Source organism: Methylobacterium sp. C33D, from assembly GCF_053345825.1.
The window spans coordinates 20,460-40,866 of record NZ_JBKFAV010000021.1 but is presented as its reverse complement, the minus strand read 5'-3'; the positions used below and the strand labels follow the sequence as shown (position 1 = coordinate 40,866).

19 protein-coding genes and 1 tRNA gene are annotated in these 20,407 nt (G+C 70.3%); 11 read left to right on the top strand and 9 right to left on the bottom strand.

Annotated features, from left to right (window positions below; all coding sequences use genetic code 11):
• Window positions 1–10: 10 nt before the first annotated feature.
• Complete coding sequence (locus tag ACLBXO_RS17880) at window positions 11–568, bottom strand: metallophosphoesterase (RefSeq protein ID WP_331318617.1); 558 nt, start codon at window positions 566–568, stop codon at window positions 11–13.
• Window positions 569–753: 185 nt separating this feature from the next.
• Between ACLBXO_RS17880 and ACLBXO_RS17875 the strand changes: the two genes are divergently transcribed.
• The 10 genes from ACLBXO_RS17875 (at window position 754) to hpxZ (ending at window position 12,059) form a co-directional block, all read left to right on the top strand.
• Window positions 754–1,455, top strand: a complete 702-nt coding sequence (locus tag ACLBXO_RS17875) for a DNA-3-methyladenine glycosylase 2 family protein (protein ID WP_447686171.1) — start codon at window positions 754–756, stop codon at window positions 1,453–1,455.
• A 37-nt stretch (window positions 1,456–1,492) separates the two neighbouring features.
• Window positions 1,493–1,568, top strand: a tRNA-Ile gene (locus ACLBXO_RS17870).
• A 420-nt stretch (window positions 1,569–1,988) separates the two neighbouring features.
• Window positions 1,989–3,548, top strand: a complete 1,560-nt coding sequence (locus ACLBXO_RS17865; RefSeq protein ID WP_447686170.1) for an ABC transporter substrate-binding protein — start codon at window positions 1,989–1,991, stop codon at window positions 3,546–3,548.
• The gene (locus ACLBXO_RS17860) at window positions 3,545–5,128 is read left to right on the top strand and encodes a GMC family oxidoreductase (protein ID WP_447686169.1); all 1,584 of its coding nucleotides are present in this window, start codon (window positions 3,545–3,547) and stop codon (window positions 5,126–5,128) included. Before ACLBXO_RS17865 ends, ACLBXO_RS17860 begins: the two co-directional genes overlap by 4 nt.
• Before the next feature lie 312 nt (window positions 5,129–5,440).
• On the top strand, window positions 5,441–7,060 hold the full coding sequence (locus ACLBXO_RS17855; protein ID WP_447686168.1) for an ABC transporter substrate-binding protein: 1,620 nt from the start codon (window positions 5,441–5,443) through the stop codon (window positions 7,058–7,060).
• 4 nt (window positions 7,061–7,064) lie between these two features.
• A complete protein-coding gene (locus ACLBXO_RS17850; protein ID WP_043755366.1) occupies window positions 7,065–8,036 on the top strand; it encodes an ABC transporter permease in 972 nt (323 codons plus the stop codon).
• 2 nt (window positions 8,037–8,038) lie between these two features.
• The gene (locus tag ACLBXO_RS17845) at window positions 8,039–8,866 is read left to right on the top strand and encodes an ABC transporter permease (protein ID WP_447686167.1); all 828 of its coding nucleotides are present in this window, start codon (window positions 8,039–8,041) and stop codon (window positions 8,864–8,866) included.
• On the top strand, window positions 8,863–10,479 hold the full coding sequence (locus tag ACLBXO_RS17840) for an ABC transporter ATP-binding protein (RefSeq protein ID WP_447686166.1): 1,617 nt from the start codon (window positions 8,863–8,865) through the stop codon (window positions 10,477–10,479). Before ACLBXO_RS17845 ends, ACLBXO_RS17840 begins: the two co-directional genes overlap by 4 nt.
• Window positions 10,476–11,657, top strand: a complete 1,182-nt coding sequence (locus ACLBXO_RS17835) for an amidase (RefSeq protein ID WP_447686165.1) — start codon at window positions 10,476–10,478, stop codon at window positions 11,655–11,657. Before ACLBXO_RS17840 ends, ACLBXO_RS17835 begins: the two co-directional genes overlap by 4 nt.
• Entirely contained in the window at window positions 11,658–12,059 is a 402-nt protein-coding gene (gene hpxZ, locus ACLBXO_RS17830; protein WP_447686164.1) for an oxalurate catabolism protein HpxZ, read from the top strand.
• 254 nt (window positions 12,060–12,313) lie between these two features.
• Here hpxZ and ACLBXO_RS17825 read toward each other — a convergent pair whose 3' ends face one another.
• On the bottom strand, window positions 12,314–13,207 hold the full coding sequence (locus ACLBXO_RS17825; RefSeq protein WP_447686163.1) for an MBL fold metallo-hydrolase: 894 nt from the start codon (window positions 13,205–13,207) through the stop codon (window positions 12,314–12,316).
• A gap of 100 nt (window positions 13,208–13,307) precedes the next feature.
• On the bottom strand, window positions 13,308–14,093 hold the full coding sequence (locus ACLBXO_RS17820; protein ID WP_447686162.1) for a sulfite exporter TauE/SafE family protein: 786 nt from the start codon (window positions 14,091–14,093) through the stop codon (window positions 13,308–13,310).
• 201 nt (window positions 14,094–14,294) lie between these two features.
• Here ACLBXO_RS17820 and ACLBXO_RS17815 point away from each other — a divergent pair, with 201 nt between their 5' ends.
• A complete protein-coding gene (locus ACLBXO_RS17815; RefSeq protein WP_447686161.1) occupies window positions 14,295–15,980 on the top strand; it encodes a TIGR01244 family sulfur transferase in 1,686 nt (561 codons plus the stop codon).
• Window positions 15,981–16,253: 273 nt separating this feature from the next.
• Here ACLBXO_RS17815 and ACLBXO_RS17810 read toward each other — a convergent pair whose 3' ends face one another.
• The 6 genes from ACLBXO_RS17810 to ACLBXO_RS17785 all read right to left on the bottom strand — a co-directional run bounded on the left by ACLBXO_RS17810 (window position 16,254) and on the right by ACLBXO_RS17785 (window position 20,344).
• The gene (locus ACLBXO_RS17810; protein WP_331317450.1) at window positions 16,254–16,700 is read right to left on the bottom strand and encodes a YeeE/YedE family protein; all 447 of its coding nucleotides are present in this window, start codon (window positions 16,698–16,700) and stop codon (window positions 16,254–16,256) included.
• A complete protein-coding gene (locus ACLBXO_RS17805; RefSeq protein ID WP_447686160.1) occupies window positions 16,697–17,128 on the bottom strand; it encodes a YeeE/YedE family protein in 432 nt (143 codons plus the stop codon). Before ACLBXO_RS17805 ends, ACLBXO_RS17810 begins: the two co-directional genes overlap by 4 nt.
• On the bottom strand, window positions 17,125–17,514 hold the full coding sequence (locus ACLBXO_RS17800) for an ArsR/SmtB family transcription factor (protein WP_419539400.1): 390 nt from the start codon (window positions 17,512–17,514) through the stop codon (window positions 17,125–17,127). The genes ACLBXO_RS17805 and ACLBXO_RS17800 overlap by 4 nt, the downstream gene beginning before the upstream one ends.
• Complete coding sequence (locus tag ACLBXO_RS17795) at window positions 17,514–18,164, bottom strand: peroxiredoxin (protein ID WP_447686219.1); 651 nt, start codon at window positions 18,162–18,164, stop codon at window positions 17,514–17,516. Before ACLBXO_RS17795 ends, ACLBXO_RS17800 begins: the two co-directional genes overlap by 1 nt.
• 174 nt (window positions 18,165–18,338) lie before the next feature.
• Window positions 18,339–19,688, bottom strand: a complete 1,350-nt coding sequence (locus tag ACLBXO_RS17790) for an ATP-binding protein (RefSeq protein ID WP_447686159.1) — start codon at window positions 19,686–19,688, stop codon at window positions 18,339–18,341.
• Window positions 19,685–20,344 (bottom strand): response regulator transcription factor, encoded by a 660-nt coding sequence (locus tag ACLBXO_RS17785; RefSeq protein ID WP_331317446.1) that lies wholly within the window; start codon window positions 20,342–20,344, stop codon window positions 19,685–19,687. Before ACLBXO_RS17785 ends, ACLBXO_RS17790 begins: the two co-directional genes overlap by 4 nt.
• Between the last annotated feature and the right edge of the window lie 63 nt (window positions 20,345–20,407).

Sequence of the window (20,407 nt, the reverse complement as noted above, 5' to 3'; positions counted from 1 at the left end):
TCCCCGCCCATCAGCGCAGGCCGTGGGCCGCGAGTTCCTCCGGCGCGCCCGCAGCCGCGTCCTGGCGCACCAGGATCGCGTCGAGGATGACCGGGCGGTCGTCCCAGGCATCCACGCCGACATCGCAGGAGCGCGTGGTGTCGGCGAGCCAGCCGTGGCTGTGCCCGTAGAGGTGGCGGGTCTCCCGCCACAGGCCCGGCCAGGCCCGGTGCGCGTAGTGCGACAGGAACAGGCGGTGCGGCCGCCCGCGCGCGTCGGCGACGGAGAGGCGGGCGCTCTCCACCGGCGGCTCGGCCCAGGGCAGGTCCAGGACGCGGTTCGAATCGTGGTTGCCGCGGACGAGGCGCTTGGTGCCGTTCAGCCGCGCGAAGATCGCCGCGCAGTGCGCCCGGCTGGCATGGGCGGCGAAGTCCCCGAGGTGCCAGACGGCGTCCTCCGGGCCGACCACGGCGTTCCAGCCGGCGACCAGGGCCTCGTCGTGGGCCTCGACGCTGCCGAACCGCGCCCCGCGGTGGCGGAGGATGTGCGGGTCGCCGAAATGCGTGTCCGCGGTGAAGAAGATCGCCATGGTGTCGAGACCTGGGCCGCGGGCGCGTCCCGTCCAGACCGGCCGGCGCGGGGCGCGCCGCCGCATCGCCGCGTCCGGGCCGCGTCCGGGCCGCGTCCGGGCCATTTCCGGATCACTTCCGGGCGGCTTCCGGGCGGCTTCCGGGCGGCTTCCGGGACGTCCCCCGGGCCGGTAAGGCTGCGGCGATGCTGGATCCCGCCATCTACGCCCACCTTCTGGACGCGGCGCGCGCCCATCCGCCGCTGCGGGCCGCGCTGGTGCAAGCCGGCCCGATCCCGATCGCGCCGCCGGTGCATCCGTGCGTCGCCGACCGCCTGTTCGTCGAGGTGGTCAACCAGCAGCTCTCCGTCCGGGCGGCGGCGGCGATCTGGGCCCGGATCGAGGCCGCCGCCGCGGCCGCGGGCTCGAGCCCGAGGGGCCTGTTCGAGGCCGGGGACGCGGCGCTTCTGCGGTCCTGCGGCATCTCGGGCAACAAGGTGCGGGCGCTCCAGGCGATCGTGGCGGCCGAGACGGCGGGCCTCCTCGGACCCGGCCTCGCCGCCCTGCCGCATGCCGAGCGGGCGGCGATCCTGTGCGGCATCCGCGGCGTCGGCCCCTGGACGGCCGACATGGTCGGCATCTTCCACTTCCACGACCCCGACATCTGGCCCGCGGGCGACGTGGCGGCGGTGGGCTGCCTGCGCCGCCTCACCGGGCGGGCCGACACCGCCGCGGTGGCGGCCGCCTTCGCGCCGTACCGCTCGATCCTGGCCCGCTACCTGTGGCGGATCAAGGACGCGGTGGCCGCGCCGATGGACGCGCCGATGGACGCGCCGGAGACCGCGCCGGCCACACAGGATCCCGCGCCCCGGCTCCGGCGCCCCCGCGGCGCGGCGAAATCCGGGTGACGGCCGGCCAGGGATCGGCTATCCGTCGGCGCCTCCCGGGCCCGTAGCTCAATGGTTAGAGCCGGCCGCTCATAACGGTCTGGTTGCAGGTTCGAGTCCTGCCGGGCCCACCACCCATCAGCCAAGTCGCCGCGATCGCTCGATCTGGCCTTCCGGCTACCCAGGGCCGCCGCCGTGCAGTCGCCCTGCAGAGCCTGACGCACGATCACGCTGGGCGGCCATCCTCGGTCGAGGAGTCTCTCGGCCAGCGTCAGGACATGCGCGTCGAGGCGGACGGCACCGCACCTGTCAGCGATGAGCGAAAGCGCCGTCACCCCTGAGCCGGTGGGAACCCGCGCCCTCGCGGAAGCCGCCCGTTCCCTGAACCGTGTGACCGGCTCGACGACGCGCGAACACGGCATCATCCGTGACGGTCCCTCCGATCGTATACCGGCCACTCCCGCATGCCGGCTCCACCGCGATCGCCAGCCGGCGCGCGCGATCGGCTTGGTATCCGGTTTGCCTCTGCGGCCCGGGCAAAGGGTGAATGCGACATGAGACGATCCTGGTTCTCCGGCCTGCTCGCGGCCGCGGCGCTGCTCGCGCCGGTCTCCGGCCGCGCGGAAACGACCGTGAAGGCGGTGCTGGAGGCCGAGATCGTCACCCTCGATCCCTACTTCACCACCGCCTACATCACGCGGACCTTCGGCTACATGGTCTACGACACGCTGTTCGCGCCGGACGCGACGGGCGTGTTCCGGCCGCAGATGGTCGACACTTGGTCGGTGTCGGATGACCGGCTGACCTGGCGCTTCACCCTGCGCGAGGGGCTGCGCTTCCACGACGGCGCGCCGGTCCGGGCCGCCGACTGCGTCGCCTCGCTGAAGCGCTGGGCGGCCCGCAGCGCGCTGGGCGGCCGGCTCATGGACGTGACCGCCGGCCTCGAGGCCGTGGACGACCGGACCTTCGTGCTGACGCTAAGGGAGCCCTACGGCCTCGTCCTCGACACGCTCGGCACGACGTCGAGCCCCACGCCGTTCATCATGCCGGCGCGGCTCGCCGCGACGCCCCCGACGACGCAGCTCTCCGAGGTCGTGGGATCCGGTCCGTTCGTCTACGACCGCGCCGCGCACGTCCCCGGCGACCACATGCTCCTGCGCCGGAACGCCGATTATCGGCCGCGTCCCGAACCGGCCGACTTCCTGGCGGGCGGCAAGGTCGTGAAGGTCGACGCCCTCGACATCCGCGTCATCCCCGACGGGGCGACGGCGGCGGGCGCCCTGGGCGCGGGCGAGATCGACTACATGCAGTACGCGCCCTTCGACCTGATCGCCCAGATGGAGTCCAGGAAGGGCTTGGCAGTGATGAACTTCACCGGCCCGCACAGGTTCACGGGCCACTATCGCATCAATACGGCGTCCAAGCCCTTCGACGATCCGGCGATCCGGCGCGTGCTGCTGCGGCTGGTCGATCAGCGGGAGGTCCTCGACGGGTTCGGCCTCGATCCGCGCTTCTCGCAGACCTGCGACGCCTTCTTCATCTGCGGCTCGCCCTACGAGACCCATGTCGGAACGGACCTCCTGCACGACCCCTCGGTGGCGGCGGCACGGTCCGCTCTGAAGGCGACCGCCTACAGGGGCGAGCCGGTGACCGTGATGGTGGCCAACGATCTCGAGGCGGCGCGCGTGTCCTCGACCATCCTGGCCGACCGGCTCAAGCAGGCCGGCTTCACCGTGGATCTGCAGGTCATGGATTGGGCAGCCCTGCTCGCCAAGCGCACCAAGAAGGCCGGCTGGGGCCTGTTCGGCATCCATGCGCTCGGGCTCGATCTCAGCTCGCCGCTGACGAACTCCGCGATCAACTTCAACTGCAAGGACGCGGCGAGTTCCGGGTTCATGTGCGACCCGCGCATGGTCGCCCTGTTCGACCGCTTCGCCCGCGAGCCCGATCTGGACAAGCGGCGCGCCATCGCGGGCGAGATCCAGACCATCGTCTACGGCGAGGGGCTGGTCGTCCCGTTCGGCCAGTTCGCGCAGCCCGCGGCCTACCGGACCGCGCTCACCGGTCTGATCCCCTCCGCCATCCCGCTCTTCTGGAACGTCGCGAAGCCATGAGCGCAGCCCCGTACGACGTCATCGTGGTCGGCGCCGGCTCCGCCGGGGCGGCTCTGGCGGCCCGCCTCTCGGAGGATCCGCGCCGCCGGGTGCTCCTGCTGGAAGCCGGGCGCGACTGGCGCTCCACCGACGCGCCGCCGGCGCTGCGCTCGGCCAACATCATCCCGTTCATGTATGACCCGGCCCATCAGGCGGACTGGCAGTGGCCGGGGCTGATGAGCCGGCGGACCCGTGCGCAGGAGCCCCGCTTCTACTGGCGCGGCCGCGCGCTCGGCGGCAGTTCGACGGTCAACGCGCAGATCGCGATCCGCGGCGTGCCCGCGGCCTTCGACGCCTGGGCGGCGCAGGGCTGCACCGGCTGGTCGGCCGCGGACGTGATGCCCCTCTTCGACCGGATCGAGGACGATGCCGATTTCGGCCTGGAGGACGGCGCCCGGCGCGGCGGTCCGCTCCCCGTGTATCGCGCGAAGCCGGAGGCCTGGGGCGCGGTGGATCGGGGGCTCCGCGCGGCCGCCCTCGCGGCCGGACATCCCTGGAAGGCGGACCTCAACGCGCCGACGGGCGAGGGCGTCTCGTGCAACCCGATCAACAGCCGCGACGGTCACCGCGTCACCACCAATGACGGCTACCTGGAACCGGCGCGCGACCGGCCGAATCTCGCGATCCGCTGCGAGGCCCTGGTCGACCGCGTCCTGTTCGAGGGGCGGCGGGCGGTCGGCCTGCGCGTGCGCTTCGGTGCGGAACCCTGGACTGAGATCCGGGGCCGGGAGATCGTCCTGTGCGCCGGCGCCGTCCACTCCCCGGCCATCCTGATGCGGTCCGGGATCGGCCCGGCCGAACCGCTTCGCGCCCTCGGCATCCCCGTCGGCCAAGCGCACGAGGCGGTCGGCCGCAACTTCATGGACCATCCGATCCTGCGGGCGACGCTGGATCTGAAGCCGGAACACCGCGCCGTCGGCCCGGATGCGCGCCACACCAATTGCTGCGTCACCTATTCGAGCGGCCTCGCGGGCGGCGGGGAGCGCGACATGATCCTCGTCGCCTACAACCACCGGACCCTGACCGGTCCGGAACCGACGCCGCAGGGCGCGATCGGCGTCGGGCTCTACGACGCGTTCTCGCGCGGGACTCTGAACCTCACCGCGGCCGATCCGGAGGCCAACCCGGTCATCGACGAGAACATGCTCGACGACCCGCGCGATCGCCTGCGGATGCGCGACGCGGTGCGCCGCCTCGCGGGCCTGGCGGCGCATCCGGCCCTGGCCGGTCTCGCGACGGCGATCCGGTTCGGCGAGAGCCCGCTCGCGATCGGCGACGCCGCGCGCCTCCCGGACGACGAGCTCGATGCCCTGATGCTCGCCGAGGCCGGCGACATCCAGCACGCGGCCGGCACGTGCCGCATGACCGGCTGGCAGGACCCGTCCGGGGTCGTCGATCCCGATCTCAAGGTTCGTGGAACGGACGGGCTGCGGGTTTGCGACGCCTCCATCATGCCGAGCGATTGCCGGGCCAACCTGCACTTCACCTGCGTGATGATCGGCGAGAATCTTGCGCGACGGATGCGCGAGGAACGGACGTGATCGTGTCGAACGCGGGGCGATGGCGTTTCCCCGGTTCTCGGGCATGCCCCCGCCTCGCATTCGGGTGCGCGCCGCCTGATCGTCTCGAAGCTGTCGTGATGGCGTCGTGCCGGCCCGCCGCCCGTCGGTCGAACCGGCCCTCATGATGCCCGTATCGGGCGAAGGCGGCTCGATGATATGCTTGATCTTTCACCGTTAGCGACTGTTGCGCGAAATAATACCCGCACTCTTGCGGCGTAATGGATCCGTCTCCATCGCATCTCAATGGCACGCGTGTTGCGAACGGGCTGGACGCTTCAGGAGTCCTCCGGCTTGTCCCGCACGTTCGACGCGACTGATCTCTCCCGCCGCACGGTTCTGGCGCTTCCCCTCGGCCTCGCGGCCGCCGCGAGCGGCGCGCGCGCCGCCGAGCCGAAGCGCGGGGGCACGATGGTGATGATCGTCCATCCCGAGCCCTCGACCCTGGCCCATTACGCGGTGTCGGCGGGCAACATCCCGCCGATCGCCACCCAGGTCTACGAGGGTCTGTGCACCTACGACTGGGACCAGAACCCGCAGCCGAACCTCGCGAAGTCGTGGGAGGTCGCGCCCGACGGCAAGACCATCACGTTCAAGCTCCAGGACGGCGTGACCTTCCACAACGGCAAGCCGTTCACCAGCGCCGACGTGCAGTACTCCTTCATGGAGATCCTGAAGAAGTACAATCCGATCGCGCCGGTCATGCTCGCGGAGCTGGTCGCCGTCGACACGCCGGACCCGATGACCGCGGTGCTGCGGCTCGCCAATCCGGCCCCCTACATCATGAAGGCGCTGTCCGGACGGGACCTGCCGATCCTGTGCCGCTCGGTCTTCGAGGGCACCGACGTCCTCCAGAACCCCAGCGCCAACAAGCCGATCGGGACCGGCCCGTTCAAGTTCACGAGCTGGGAGCGCGGCCAGTTCGTGCGCCTGGACCGCAACGAGAAATACTGGAAGCCCGGCCTGCCGTATCTCAACCGGATCGTCGCCCGGTTCATCCCGGACGCGGCCACGCGCTCGGCCGCCATGGAGGCGGGCGAGGCGCATTTCGCCGGGTACAGCGCGGTCAACTACGCCGACCTCGCGCGGATGAAGACCAACCCGATCCTCGACCTGACGACCAAGGGCTACGAGATGACGCCGGCCCAGAGCGTCCTCGAGCTGAACGGCCGTCACCCGCAGCTCCAGAAGAAGGACGTGCGCCAGGCGATCGCCTACGCCATCGACCGCAAGGTCATCCTCAAGGACGTGATGTTCGGCTACGGCCAGCCCGCCACCGGCCCGCTCAGCCGCAAGTTCAAGACCGCCGGCCTCTACACCGACGACGTGCGCCAGTACGACGTGCCGGACCGTCTGGACATCGCCAACAGGCTGCTCGATCAGGCCGGCGCCCCGCGCGGCCCGGACGGGACCCGCTTCGCCCTGCACCTGGAGGTGAATTCCTTCGGCGAGCAGTGGCTGCGGCAGGCCGAGTACCTGAAGCAGGCGCTCGCCATCGTGGGCATCGCCGTGACGCTCCGCTCGGAGGACACCGCGACCTGGCTGCGCCGCGTCTACACCAACTACGATTACGACCTGAACGAGCCGTTCCTCAGCCAGGGCGTCGACCCGGTCTACGGGCTGAACAAGCAGTTCCTCACCAGCCAGATCCGCAAGGGCGTGACCTTCGTCAACGACACCTTCTACAGCAATCCCGAGATCGACCGCATGCTCGGCGAGGGCGCGCGCGAGCCGGACGCGGAGAAGCGCGCCGCGCTCTACAAGAAGGTCCAGCAGATCCTGGCGGAGGACAGCCCGATGATCTGGCTCATCGACGTGCAGTACGTCAGCGTCTTCAACCGGCGCCTCAGGGACCACACGACCGGCCCCCTCGGAACCCAGCAAGCCTTCGAGCGGGCCTGGATGGACGCGTAGTCCCGTGCGGCTCGCGCGTTTCCTCGGCTACCGGCTGCTGCTGGCCATCCCGGTGGTGCTCGGCATCGTCGTGCTCAACTTCTTCCTGATCCACCTCGCGCCCGGCGACGCGGCCTCCGTGCTGGCGGGCGAGAGCGGGGCGGCGAGCCCCGAATACATGGAGCAGCTGCGCCACAAGTTCGGCCTCGACCAGCCGCTCGCCACGCAGTTCGGCGTCTATCTGCTGAACATGCTCCACCTCGATCTGGGCTACTCGTTCCGCAACGACAGTCCGGTGGGGAGCCTCATCGTCGACCGGCTCTGGCCCACCGGCCTGCTGATGCTCACCGCCTTCGCGGCGGCGCTGCTGATCGGCACGCTGCTGGGCCTCGTGGCCGCGACCGGGCGCAATTCCTGGCGCGACGCGGTCATCTCGCTGGTCAGCCTCGTGGCCTACGCGACGCCGGGCTTCTGGCTCGGGCTGATGATGATCGTGGTCTTCGCCATCCGCCTCGGCTGGCTGCCCACCAGCGGCTACGACACGGTCGGCGCCGACAACGAGGGCTGGGACGAGGTCTGGGACGTCGGCCGCCACCTCGTCATGCCGGCGGTGGCGCTCGCCCTGTTCTACCTCGCGGTCTACGCCCGGGTGATGCGCGCCTCCGTGCTGGAGCAGGTCGGCATGGACTACGTCACCACCGCCCGCGCCAAGGGCCAGACCGAGGCGCGGGTGATGACCGGACACGTCCTGCGCAACGCGCTGCTGCCGGTGGTCACCATGGCGGGCGTGCAGGCCGGGAACCTGATCGGCGGCTCGATCGTGGTCGAGACGGTGTTCGGCTGGCCGGGGGTCGGCACGCTGGCCTTCAACGCGCTCCAGTCGCGCGACCTCAACCTGCTCCTCGGCATCTTCTTCGTCTCGGCCTGCCTCGTGGTCGTGATCAACCTCGCCGTCGACCTCGTCTACGTCTGCCTCGATCCGCGGCTGGAGCTCTAGCGATGCGCACGGCCCTGGCGCGGTTCGCGCGCAACCGCCTCGCGCTCGCGGGGGCCATGGTGCTCCTCGGGCTGGCCGCCCTCGTGGCGCTCACGCCGCTCCTCTATCCGGGCGATCCGTTCGCGCTCGTCGGCCCCGCCCTCCAGCCGCCGGGCGGCCCGTTTCCGCTCGGCACCGACACGCTGGGCCGGGACGTGGCCGCCGAGATCGCGTACGGCGCCCGCACCTCCCTGATCATCGGCCTCAGCGCGACCGGGGCGGCGATCCTGCTCGGGACCCTGATCGGCGGGCTCGCCGGCTACTACCGGGGCGGCGTCGAGGTCGCGCTGATGCGGCTCACGGAGTTCTTCCAGACGATCCCCGCCTTCGTGCTGGCGATCCTGATCGTGGCGATCCTGTCGCCGTCGCTCGTCAGCGAGGTCGTGGCCATCGTGGCCGTCTCCTGGCCCGGCATCGCCCGGCTGGTCCGGGGTGAGTTCGTTGCGCTCGGCGGCCGCGAGTTCGTGCTGGCCTGCGACGGCCTGGGGGCGGGCGACGCCCGCATCGTCTTCCGCCACATGCTGCCGAACTGCACCGCGGCGATCATCGCGGTCGGCACGCTGCTGATCGGCACCGCGGTCCTGATCGAGGCGGGGCTCGCCTTCCTGGGCTTGAGCGATCCCAACGTGATGAGCTGGGGCCTGATCATCAGCTCGGGCCGCGCGGTCCTCCGGTCGGCGTGGTGGATCTGCACCTTCCCCGGGCTGGCGATCCTGCTGACCGTCCTCGCCATCAACCTCGTCGGGGACGGCCTGAACGAGGTCCTGAACCCGAGGCTCCGAGAGCGATGAGCGACGCCGTCCTCGAGATCGAAAAGCTGACGATCGCGCTGCCGCCCGGCGCGGACCGTTCGAATGCCGTCACCGATCTGGATCTCGTCCTGCGGCCCGGCGCAGTCACCTGCCTGATCGGCGAGAGCGGATCGGGCAAGTCGATGGTGGCCCGCGCGATCCTCGGCCTGCTCCCGGAACCGCGGGTGCGCGTCGCCGGCGGGCGCATCCTGTTCGAGGGCGCGGATCTCGCCGCGATCACCCCGCGTCAGATGCGCAAGGTCCGGGGCGCGCGGATCGCGATGATCTTCCAGGAGCCGATGACGGCCCTGAACCCGCTCCACACGATCGGGCGGCAGATCGACGAGGTCCTGCGCATCCACACGAGGCTCGGGCGCGCCGACCGCCGGGCGCGCATCCTGGCGCTGCTGGCGAGCGTCCACCTCCCGGACCCGGCCCGGCTCCTGCGCGCCTACCCGCACCAGCTCTCGGGCGGCCAGCGCCAGCGGGCGATGATCGCCATGGCGCTGGCGCTGAACCCGCGGCTGCTCATCGCCGACGAGCCGACCACGGCGCTCGACGTCACCACGCAGGCGCAGATCCTCTCCCTGATCCGCGAGCTGCAGCGCGAGCACGGCACGAGCGTCCTGTTCATCACGCACGATTTCGGCGTCGTGGCCGACATCGCCGACACGGTGGCGGTCCTGCAGAAGGGCGTCCTCGTCGAGCAGGGGCCAACGGCCTCGGTGCTGGGCGCCCCGAAGCATCCCTACACGCGCGCGCTCCTCGCCGCCGTGCCGAAGCTCGCGCCGCCGCCGCGCCGCGCCGCCAGCACCGCCCCCCTGGTGGTGGAGGCCAAGCGGGTCGAGAAGACCTACGGCGCCCGCGGCCTGTTCGGCGGCCGCGTCACCCGGGCCCTCGACGGCGTAGACGTCTCGCTGAGGCGGGGCGAGACCCTCGGCCTCGTCGGCGAGAGCGGCTCGGGCAAGAGCACGCTGGCGCGGGCGCTCACCCGGCTGATGCCGGTCGACGGCGGCGAGATCATCCTCGCCGGGCACAGCGTCGCCGATTTGAGCCGCCGCCAGATGCGCCCACACCGCCGGCGCGTGCAGATGGTGTTCCAGGATCCCTACGGTTCCCTCGATCCGCGCCAGCGCGTGGTCGACATCGTCGCCGAGGGGCCGATCATCCACGGCACCGAGCCCGGGATCGCGCGGGTCCAGGCCTGCGAGATGCTGGCGCTGGTCGGCCTCGATCCCGCGGCGGCGCAGCGCTACCCGCACGCGTTCAGCGGCGGCCAGCGCCAGCGGATCGGCATCGCCCGGGCGCTGGCCATGAAGCCCGAGATCCTGGTGGCCGACGAGCCGGTCTCGGCCCTGGACGTCTCCGTGCAGGCGCAGGTCCTGGCGCTGCTCGCCGACATCAAGGCGCAGCTCCACCTCAGCATGCTGTTCGTGACCCACGATCTCCGGGTCGCGCTGCAGGTCTGCGACCGGATCGCCGTCATGCGGTCCGGGCAGGTGGTCGAGGTCGCGCCGACCTCCGAGATCTTCTTCGCGCCGAAGCACCCGTACACCAAGGCGCTGTTCGCCGCCGTGCCCGGCGCGCAGTGGCAGGAACCGATCCCCGCATGACGACCGCGCAGCCCCTCTCGACGGACCCGTTCCTGCCCGGGCCGCGTGTTCGCGTCGCGGGCAACACGACGGGGCCGCTCGCCGGCCTCGCCTTCGCCGTCAAGGACCTGATCGACGTCGCCGACACGCCTACGGGGGGCGGCAACCCGGACTGGCCGCGGGTCTACCCGACGCCGGCCCGCCATGCCGGCGTGGTGCAGCGGCTGCTCGATGCGGGCGCCTCGGTCGTCGGCAAGACGGTCACCGACGAAGTCTCGCTGGGGATCCTCGGCGAGAACGCCCACGACGGCACGCCGCTCAATCCCGCGATGCCGGACCGGGTGCCTGGCGGCTCGTCCAGCGGCTCGGCCTCCGCGGTGGCGTCGGGCGCCTGCGACTTCGCGCTGGGGACCGATACCGGCGGCTCCGTGCGCGTGCCGGCGAGCTTCTGCGGCCTCTACGGCATCCGGCCGACGCACGGCCGGATCGACTTTTTCGGGATCTGCGTGCAGGCGCCGAGCTCCGATACCTGCGGCTGGTTCGCCCGGGACGCGGCGACCTTCGCGCGGGTCGGCGCGGTGCTGTTCGATCAGAAGATACCGGACCAGCTGCCGCACACGCTGCTCGTGGCCGCCGACGCGCTCGGCTTCGCCGACCCCGCCGTGCAGGAGGCTTTGGCCCCGCAGATCGCCCGCCTGGCCGCCCTGATCGGCAACCGGTGCGACGTGACGCTCGCGCCGCAGGGCCTGTCCGTCTGGCAGCGGGCGCAGCGCGTCCTCCAGAGCAGCGAGGCGTGGCAGACCTTCGAGCCCTGGCTCGATGCCTGCAACCCGCGCCTCGCCTTCTCGGTCGCCCGCTCGCTGATCCAGGGCTCGATGATGACCGAGGCCGAGCGCAGCGCGGCCAGCCTGATGCGGATCGAGGCGAGGGCCCGCCTCGCCCGGCTCCTGCCCCCCGGCACGATCCTGTGCCTCCCGACCACCCCGTTCCCGGCGCCCCTGCGCGGGCTGCCGCTCGGCGCGCTGCAGCCCGTGCGGGAGCGCATCGCCTGCCTGACCAGCCACGGCGGGCTCACCGGCGTCCCGCAGGTCAATCTGCCGGGCGCCTCCGTCGATGGCGCGCCGGTCGGCCTGTCGATCATCGGTGCGCGCGGGACCGACCTCGATCTGATCCGGACCGCGGTCGCCCTGGAGGGTTGAATGGACGTGACGGTGAACCGGCCGGAGATCGTGGCCGAGATCGCGGCCTTGTTCGAGCGCTACGAGCAGGCGCTCGTCGAGAAGGACGTCGCCGTCCTCGACGCGACCTTCTGGGACAGTCCGCACACGATCCGCTACGCGCTGGCCGAGAACTGCTACGGCTTCGCCGAGATCCACGCCGCCCGCGTGGCGGCCGATCCGCCGTCGGGCGGCACCAAGGCGGCGCGGATCCGGCTGGAGATTCTGACGCTCGGGAGCGACTTCGCCACGGTCAATCTGGAGTTCACGCCGCGCGGCAAGCCCGGCATCGGGCGTCAGAGCCAGACCTGGATGCGCCTGCCCGGTCTCGGCTGGAAGGTGGTGTCAGCGCACGTGTCAATCATGCCGGCCGCGGATCGCTGAGAGCGATTCGGCGGGCCGCTTTCCTGTCCGTTATTCTCCGAAGCAGCCATTCCTCAAACCGCCTGCGTGAGCGGCTCGGAGGGGTGGAATTCCGCCAATCCGCTTTCGCCCGGAGAGGGGGCGGAAGCGGACGATCGCGGGTCCAGCCGATTCATGGCGCGATGACGACGATAGGGGCGGCTCAGGCGGCGCGCGTCGACCGCGCCCTGAGGCGCCCATAAGTCCGCGACGGGTCGTGACGAAGCGCTGGCCCGTCAGTCCCAGGCCGCCCCCTCCAGCGCGTCGAGCGGGATGCGAAGGTAGCGCCGGCCGTTCGCCTCCGGTTCTGGCAGGCGGCCGCCCCGGATGTTCACCTGGAGGGCATGCAGGATGAGCTTGGGCATCGGCAGCGTCGCGTCGCGCCGCTGGCGGATCTGCACGAAGGCGGCCTCGTCCGCAGCGGCCACCATATGGGTGTTGTGCGCCTTCTGCTCGCCTACGGTGCTCTCCCAGAGCGGTGCGCGGCCGCCCTGTCCATAATCGTGGCCGGTGAAGACGCGCGTTTCATCCGGCAACGCGAGGATCGCCTGGATCGAATGCCAGAGCGCCCTCGCGTCACCGCCCGGAAAATCCGCGCGCGCCGTGCCCGAATCCGGCATGAACAAGGTGTCGTGAACGAATGCCGCGTCGCCGATCAGATAGGTTATCGACGCGAGGGTGTGCCCCGGCGAGAACACGACTCGAGCCGGGACCTCGCCGACCGAGAACGTATCGCCACTCGCGAACAGACGGTCCCATTGCGACCCGTCGGCCGGCATTGCGGTAAAGCCGTAGATCTCCTTCCAGAGACGCTGAACATCCACGACGCGCTCGCCGATGGCAGTCGGCGCTCCAGTCCGCATCTTGAGATAGTGGGCCGCCGAAAAGTGATCGGCATGCGGATGGGTGTCCAGTATCCAGTCTACCGCGAGCCCCCGATCGCGGACATAGGCGAGGATCTCATCGGCGCAACGCGCCGCCGTGGCACCCGACTTCTCGTCGTAGTCGAGCACCGGATCGATGATGGCGCATTTACCGGTCGCCGGGCATGAGACAACGTATTGGACGCTGCCGGTCCGATCCTCGTAGAAGGCGCGCACGGCTGGGCGCGATGGCATCGAAGCTGACATGGCAGGCTCTCGGTCTCGTTGCAGGCTGGGGATTGAAATGCACGCCATCGCATGCATCGGGTGACTTTCTTTGTAAAACAAGTTCCCGTCGCTCGAAATATTACGGAATACCTGAAAGGGCGCCGGCATTGCGATAGATCACGTACCCGGCGACGACGAAGATCACGGTGGCGAACACCGCGTTGAGTGCTCCCCTGAAGTCCGCAAGCCGATTGGCAAGCTTCATTCCGAAAAATCCGCCGACGAGGCCGCCGGCGATGAACTGCGCTGCCACGATCCAGTCGACCATGCCGGACACGGCGTAGTTCAGGGCTGTAGCGAGGCCGAAGGCGCCAACGGCGAGCAGCGAGGTGCCGACGGCCGAGATGAGCGGCATTCCAGTGGCGAAGACGAGTCCAGGCACGATCAGGAAGCCGCCACCGATCCCGAAGAATCCCGACAGCATGCCGACTGCGAACGCGACCGCCACGACCTTCGCGCTCGGCACCGGACCGCAGCCGGCCGGCTCGACAGCACCGTCCACGCCCTTTCGGCCTCGGAGCATGTGGATGCCGACGACGATCATCAGCAACGCGAACAGGAACAGCAGGCGCTGTCCGTTCACGGCCTTCCCAAGGGACGATCCGGCCAGTGCGCCGACGATCCCGACAAGGGCGAAAATCGTGGCGCATCGCCAGCGCACATTCCCCGCCTTGGCATGGCCGATCAGCGTCAGGAACGCATTGGCCGCCACCGCGAGCGCGCTCGTTCCGATCGCCAGGTGAGGCTGCGTCATGCCGACCACGTAGAGCAGAAGCGGGGTCGCCAGGATCGAGCCGCCGCCGCCGATCAGGCCGAGCGTGAAGCCGACCCCTGAGCCTGACAGGAGAGCCGGAAGTGCATGCATGGCCGCTGGTTCTCCGAGCTCCGCAGCTTCCGGCTGCGGATTGCCGGAAGCGGACCGAGCGCCTCACGTCATTTTATAGATTAAGATATCGACGGCGCTCGAATTCGATTTTACGATGCGATCCGTTGTGCAGCAAGTCAAGATGTGGTTCTCTGAGACTCGAGTCAAGATATACATAAATGTGAAATGACGAGAACGACCATGCGCGCCCATCGTCTCGCTCAGGACCTGTCGATCGCGAAGCAGGTGACCACCGAAGACCTCGCAGAGGCCGCGCAGGCCGGCTTTCGAGCCGTGATCTGCAATCGCCCCGACGGCGAGGGCGGCGGCCAGCCAAGCTTCTCGGAGATCGACACCGCGGCTCGCGAGGCGGGGCTCGAGGCCCGCTACCTGCCCGTCGCGTCCGGCAAGGTCACGGACGCGGATGCGGCCGCATTCGGCCGGATGCTGGCGGCGCTGCCCAAGCCGGTCCTCGCCTATTGCCGTACCGGAACCCGCTCGGCGACGCTGTGGGCCTTGAGCGAAGGTGCGCGCGGACGCCCTTTACCGGAGATCCTCGCCGCAACGAACGCGGCAGGATTTGACCTCTCTGCCGTCGTCCGGCGCATCGGGGCAGGGCGGCGCATCCCGACGGATTCGGGCGCCTTGTTCCACAGCGTCGTCATCGTCGGGGGCGGAGCCGGCGGCATCGCCGTCGCGGCAAGCCTCAAGGCTCGCAAGCCGGACCTCGACGTCGCCCTGATCGATCCCGCCGACATCCACTACTACCAGCCCGGCTGGACCATGGTCGGGGGCGGCATCTTCGCGCCTTCAGATACGGCCAGGACCATGGCGTCGCTGATCCCGGACGGCGTGCGCTGGATCAAGTCGGCGGTGACGGCCTTTGAGCCGGAAAGCAAGTCGGTGCTCCTGGGGGACTCTCGCGTGGTCCGCTATGACCGCCTGGTCGTCGCGCCGGGTCTAAAGCTCGACTGGGCCGGGATCGAGGGGCTCGCCGAGACCCTCGGGCAGAACGGCGTCACCTCAAACTACCGATACGATCTCGCGCCCTACACCTGGGAACTCGTGCAGAATCTACGCTCCGGTCGTGCCGTGTTCACGCAGCCGCCCATGCCGATCAAGTGCGCGGGAGCGCCGCAGAAGGCGATGTATCTCTCCGCCGACCATTGGCTGCGCGCGGGCCGGCTCGGGAGCATGGCGATCGAGTTCTACAATGCCGGCTCGGTTCTGTTCGGCGTGAAGGAGTACGTTCCGCCGCTCATGGCCTATGTGAAGCGCTACGGCGCGCGCTTGAACTTCGATCACACGCTGACTCGAATCGACGGACCTGCCCGGCGCGCATGGTTCTCGCGCAAGACCGAGGACGGAGGTGGCGAGACGGTCGAGACCGACTTCGACATGATCCACGTCGTCCCGCCACAGCAGGCGCCCGACTTCGTCCGTGTCTCGCCGCTCGCCGATGCCGGGGGCTGGATCGAAGTCGATCCCGCGAGCCTGCGCCACAGACGCTACCCCGCGATCTACGCACTCGGCGATGCGTGCAACACGCCGAACGCCAAGACCGCCGCCGCGGCCCGCAAACAGGCGCCGGTGGTCGCCCACAATCTGCTCGTGGAGATGGGACACCTTCGCGGGGTCGAAGCCGCCTATGACGGCTACGGCTCGTGCCCGTTGACGGTGGAACGGGGCAAGATCCTGCTCGCGGAGTTCGGCTATGGCGGCAAGCTGATGCCGAGCTTCCCCAACTGGCTGATCGACGGCACGAAGCCGAGCCATATGGCGTGGCTTCTCAAGGAGCGGATGCTGCCTCCGATCTACTGGAAGGCCATGCTGAAGGGCCGCGAGTGGATGGCCAAGCCTCATGCGGCCGATCGATCCGTGGCCTGAGGCCGCGCCACCGCGGCGAGCGACGGTGGGCGGTACGGGGATGAGGCCCGCACGGGACGAGCCGGGATCGAGAGCGACGGCAGCCGCGCGACTGCTCAAGATCCGTATCGGTCTCCCGACGGATGACCGGCGAGCCATCATCGAAGAATGGCTGCAGAAGCGCAGGACCTGCGAACTCGACTCGACCGCGAGATCGAGTGACGCTCGAGGCACGGCACGCAGGGAAGGGGCCGCGAGAGGACCGGCCCCTGTTGTCGAGCGATAACGGTGGCGTCACCGGCCGGCGGCGGGGAGAGCCGGCGTTCGCGCGACGACCAACCTGTGCAGTGCCATGCCGACCAGCATCGCGCCCACGAACACGACGACCGGCGGCAGGCCGAGCGCGAGCCCGGCCAGGGCAGGTCCGGGACAAAATCCGGCGAGCCCCCAGCCCATACCGAAGAGGGCGCTCCCAGCAACGAGTCGCGCATCAGGACGGCGGTTCGTAGGCACCTCGAAGCGGGGCGCGAACGCCGGCTGCGCCATGCGAGCCTTGACCGCGTAGCCGAGCGCCGAGACCCCGACGGCCCCGGCCAGCACAAAGGCGAGGCTCGGATCCCAGACGCCCGCGACGTCGAGGAAGCCCAGGACCTTCGCCGGGTTCATCATCCCCGACAATGCGAGACCGAGACCGAAGAGAAGACCGCTTGCGAGGGCTGCGAGGAGGCGAGGGGCGGTCATCGCGTCACCCCGTGCCGGACGAGGAAGACGGTGACGATGGCCGCTGCCATGAAGGTCCCGACCGCCGCGAAGGAGCGCGGGGAGAGCCGGGCCAAGCCGCAGACCCCGTGACCGCTGGTGCAGCCCGAGCCCAGGCGCGTCCCGAAGCCGACGAGAAGACCGGCGGCGATCAGCATCGGCCACGACGCATCCGCGCGGACATCTGGCCATTGGCCCGCCGCCAACCTGTACAGGGCGGGGCCGGCGAGAAGCCCGGCGAGGAAGGCCGCGCGCCAGGACCAGTCGCGGGCCGCCGGACCGAGGAGACCGTCGAGCAGACCGCCGAGGATGCCGCTGATCCCGGCGATGCGACCGTTGGCCAGAAGCAGCAGCGCCGCCGAGGCGCCGATCAGTGCGCCGCCCGCGAGCGGCGCGAGGAATGCGGTCACGGCTCGTCTCCGATCTTTCCGAATTGGGCTGCCTGGCCGAGCGCTCTTGCTCGCGCATCGGATTTTCGTGGCGGAAGCCGCCGTTGCGGGTGGTCGAGTACCAGAATGTCCTCGATTGCCCCGAGAAGCGCGCGCACGCGCGGGTCGGTCAGGCTGTAGAAGACCACCTTGTGCTCACGCCGGGTGGCGACGACGTCGGCGGTGCGCAATTCGCCGAGCTGTTGCGACAGGGTCGGTTGCCGGATGCCGAGGCGCTGCTCGATCTCCGAGACCGACCATTCGCCATCCGTCAGCAGGTAGAGGATGCGCAGACGGTTCGGGTTGGCGACCAGCTTGAGCAGGTCGGCCGCTGCGGTCGCCCGGGCCTCGTCCGTGCCTGGCGCCATCAGACGCTCTCCAGACGATAGTACCAGTCGGGGCCGCAGGCGCCGACCTCGTCGCTCGTCAGCGGCGGGTTCATCAGCACCGGCTCGCCGGGTTGCCAGCCCTCCGGGGTCGAGACGTTGGCCGCGTCGGAGGCCTGAAGGGCCTTCACCAGCCGCAGGATCTCGGCGACGCTCCTTCCCACCGTCAGCGGGTAGGTGATGAGGGCCCGCACGATGCTGTCGGGATCGATGACGAAGGTGGTGCGCACCGTGGCGCTCGACGTCGCACCTTGGGGCAGCATGCCGTAGGCCTGCGCGATCCCCATCGCCGGATCCTCCACGATGGGGAACGGCACCCGGACGCCGAAGCGCTGCTCGATGCTCTGCTGCCACGCCAAATGCGACGACAGGCTGTCGACGGAGAGCGCCAGGAGATCGCAATCCAGGGCCTGGAACGCCTCATGGGCCCGCGCGAACGCCACAAACTCGCTGGTGCAGACCGGGGTGAAGTCGGCCGGATGCGAGAAGAACACGAGCCAGCGGCCGCGATACGACGAGAGGGCGCGCGTGCCCATTGTCGTTCGTGCGCGGAAGCCCGGCGCCGCGTCCCCGATGATCGGCGGCAGGGCAGGGGGCACGCCAGCGACGCCAAGGTTGTTTTCTGAAATCATGAACTGACTCTGCGCAGACTGCGCTGCGACAATACCCCCTCGCCGGCTGGCGTCAATTAAGCCACGCATGGAACGGAATCCTGAATATACAAAAACGTCAATCGACCGCGCAGAGGGGCGTTCGGAGATGGTCCGGCATCGACCTCCGCGATCGACCGCGACGCGAGAGGCCGCTCAGGCCGGCTTGACCGCGACCGGGGCTTCGTCCGACCCGAGCGTGACGCTGCACACGACCCCGGTCCGGTCCTCCCTGTTGTCGATCGACAGCCGGGCACCGATCTTCGCAAGCGCGGCCTTGGCGATGGCGAGGCCGAGGCCGCTGCCGGTCGGATGCCGGTTTCGGCCCCGGAAGAAGCGGGTACCGAGCCTCGCGACCTCGTCCTCGGGGATGGTTGGTCCGTCATTCTCGACGGTGAGGCCGTCCCGGTTCAGGCGCCAGCGCACCGAGCCACCGGGGACGGCGTGCTGGACGGCGTTCTCGTGGAGGTTGCGGAGCGCCAGCTCCAGATACTCGGCGTTCGTTCGCACGGACCCGACCTGCGCGTCGGGACTGACCGCGACGGTGATCTCGCCCACGGAGGGGACACCGGCGATCACGCGCTGAAGCACCTCGGCCGGCGCGACCAAATCCGTTGCGGGCACGCGCTCCTGCGCGTCGACGCGGGCGAGGGCGAGCAGCTGGCGCACGAGGCGGCTGCTCCGATCGACGGCGAGGATGATCTGCCCCAACGCCTCCCGGACCGTGTCCGGGTCCCGGGCCGCGAGCGCGACCTGAGCCTGGGTCTTCAGCCCGGCGAGCGGCGTCCGCAGCTCGTGCGCGGCGAAGGCCGTCACGGTGCGCTCGTGGGCGCGGGCCGCCTCGACCTTGCCGAACAGACCATTCAGGGCGTCGGCGAGGGGCCGGACCTCGACCGGCGCGTGCGTGGCATCGACCGGCCGCATGTCGTCCGCGTCCCGCTGCGCGAGATCGCGGGCCATGCGCCGCAGCGGCCGCAGGCCTCGCCCGAGGCTGAGCCAGATCACCGCTCCGAGGAGCGGCGCGATGAGCAGGGCCGGCCAGACGACGCCCTTGATGAGATCCGTGACCAGCCGCTCGCGCAGACCGAGCCTGTCGCCGACCATGACCCGCACGTTGCGCCCGGCATCTTCGGCCGTGAACACACGCCACGTCTCGCCGTCGATGGTCCGCTCGGAGAAGCCCGGCGCGGCCTCGGAGAGCTTCCGGTCAGGCGCGCCGCTCGACCGGGCGATGAGCCGCCCGTCGAGGGACCAGACCTGACAGGAGAGCTGGCGCTCGTAGCTGCCGAGCTGAGCCGGCCGGCCTTCCGCGGTCGTGCTCGACGGATGGTCGAGATCCGTGACCAGGGAGACCACCATGCGGGCGGCCTCCTGCAGGCGCGTGTCGAGCACCCGCTCGACCTCCCGTCGACTGCCGACAGCGATCCAGACCACGGCCGCGAGCCAGACGATGCCGGTGGCGAGGAGGAGCGCGGCGAACAGGCGCAGGCGGAGCGAGCCGGTCACAGGGGCCGCATCCGGTAGCCGAGGCCGCGCAGAGTCTCGATGGCCTCGCGGCCGATCTTGGCGCGCAGGTGATGGATGTGAACCTCGACGGCATTGCTCTCCACGTCTTCCTGCCAGCCGTAGAGCCGCTCCTCCAGATCGCCGCGGGAGCGGACCTGTCCGGGCCGCTCCATCAGCGCCGAGAGGATCGCGAATTCCCGGCGCGACAGGCTCACGGGACGCCCGGCGACGCTGGCCGTGAGGTCGGCCGGATTCACGCGGATCGGTCCGTGACGCAGCTCCGGCTCCGCGCGGCCCATGTCGCGCCGTGTGATGGCGCGCAGCCGCGCCGCGAGCTCGTCGAGATCGAAGGGTTTGGCGAGGTAGTCGTCGGCGCCGGCATCGAGACCCGCCACCTTGTCCCCCACGCCGTCGCGGGCAGTCAGCAGGAGGACCGGCGTCCGGTCTCCGGCCGCGCGCAGGTCGCGCAGGAGATCGATGCCGCTGCCGTCCGGCAGCATCACGTCGAGGACGATGGCCGAGAAATCCGAGGTCGCCAGGGCGGCGGCGGCGTCGGCGCAGTCGCCCACGTGATCGACCGTCGCGCCGCCGAGGGACAGGCCGGCCCGCAGGCCGTTGCCCAGGATGGGATCGTCCTCAACGACGAGGATGCGCATGGATCAAGCCTCCTGTGCGCGCTCTCCGGCCGCCTCCTTAAGCCTGGCTTAAGCGGAGCGGTG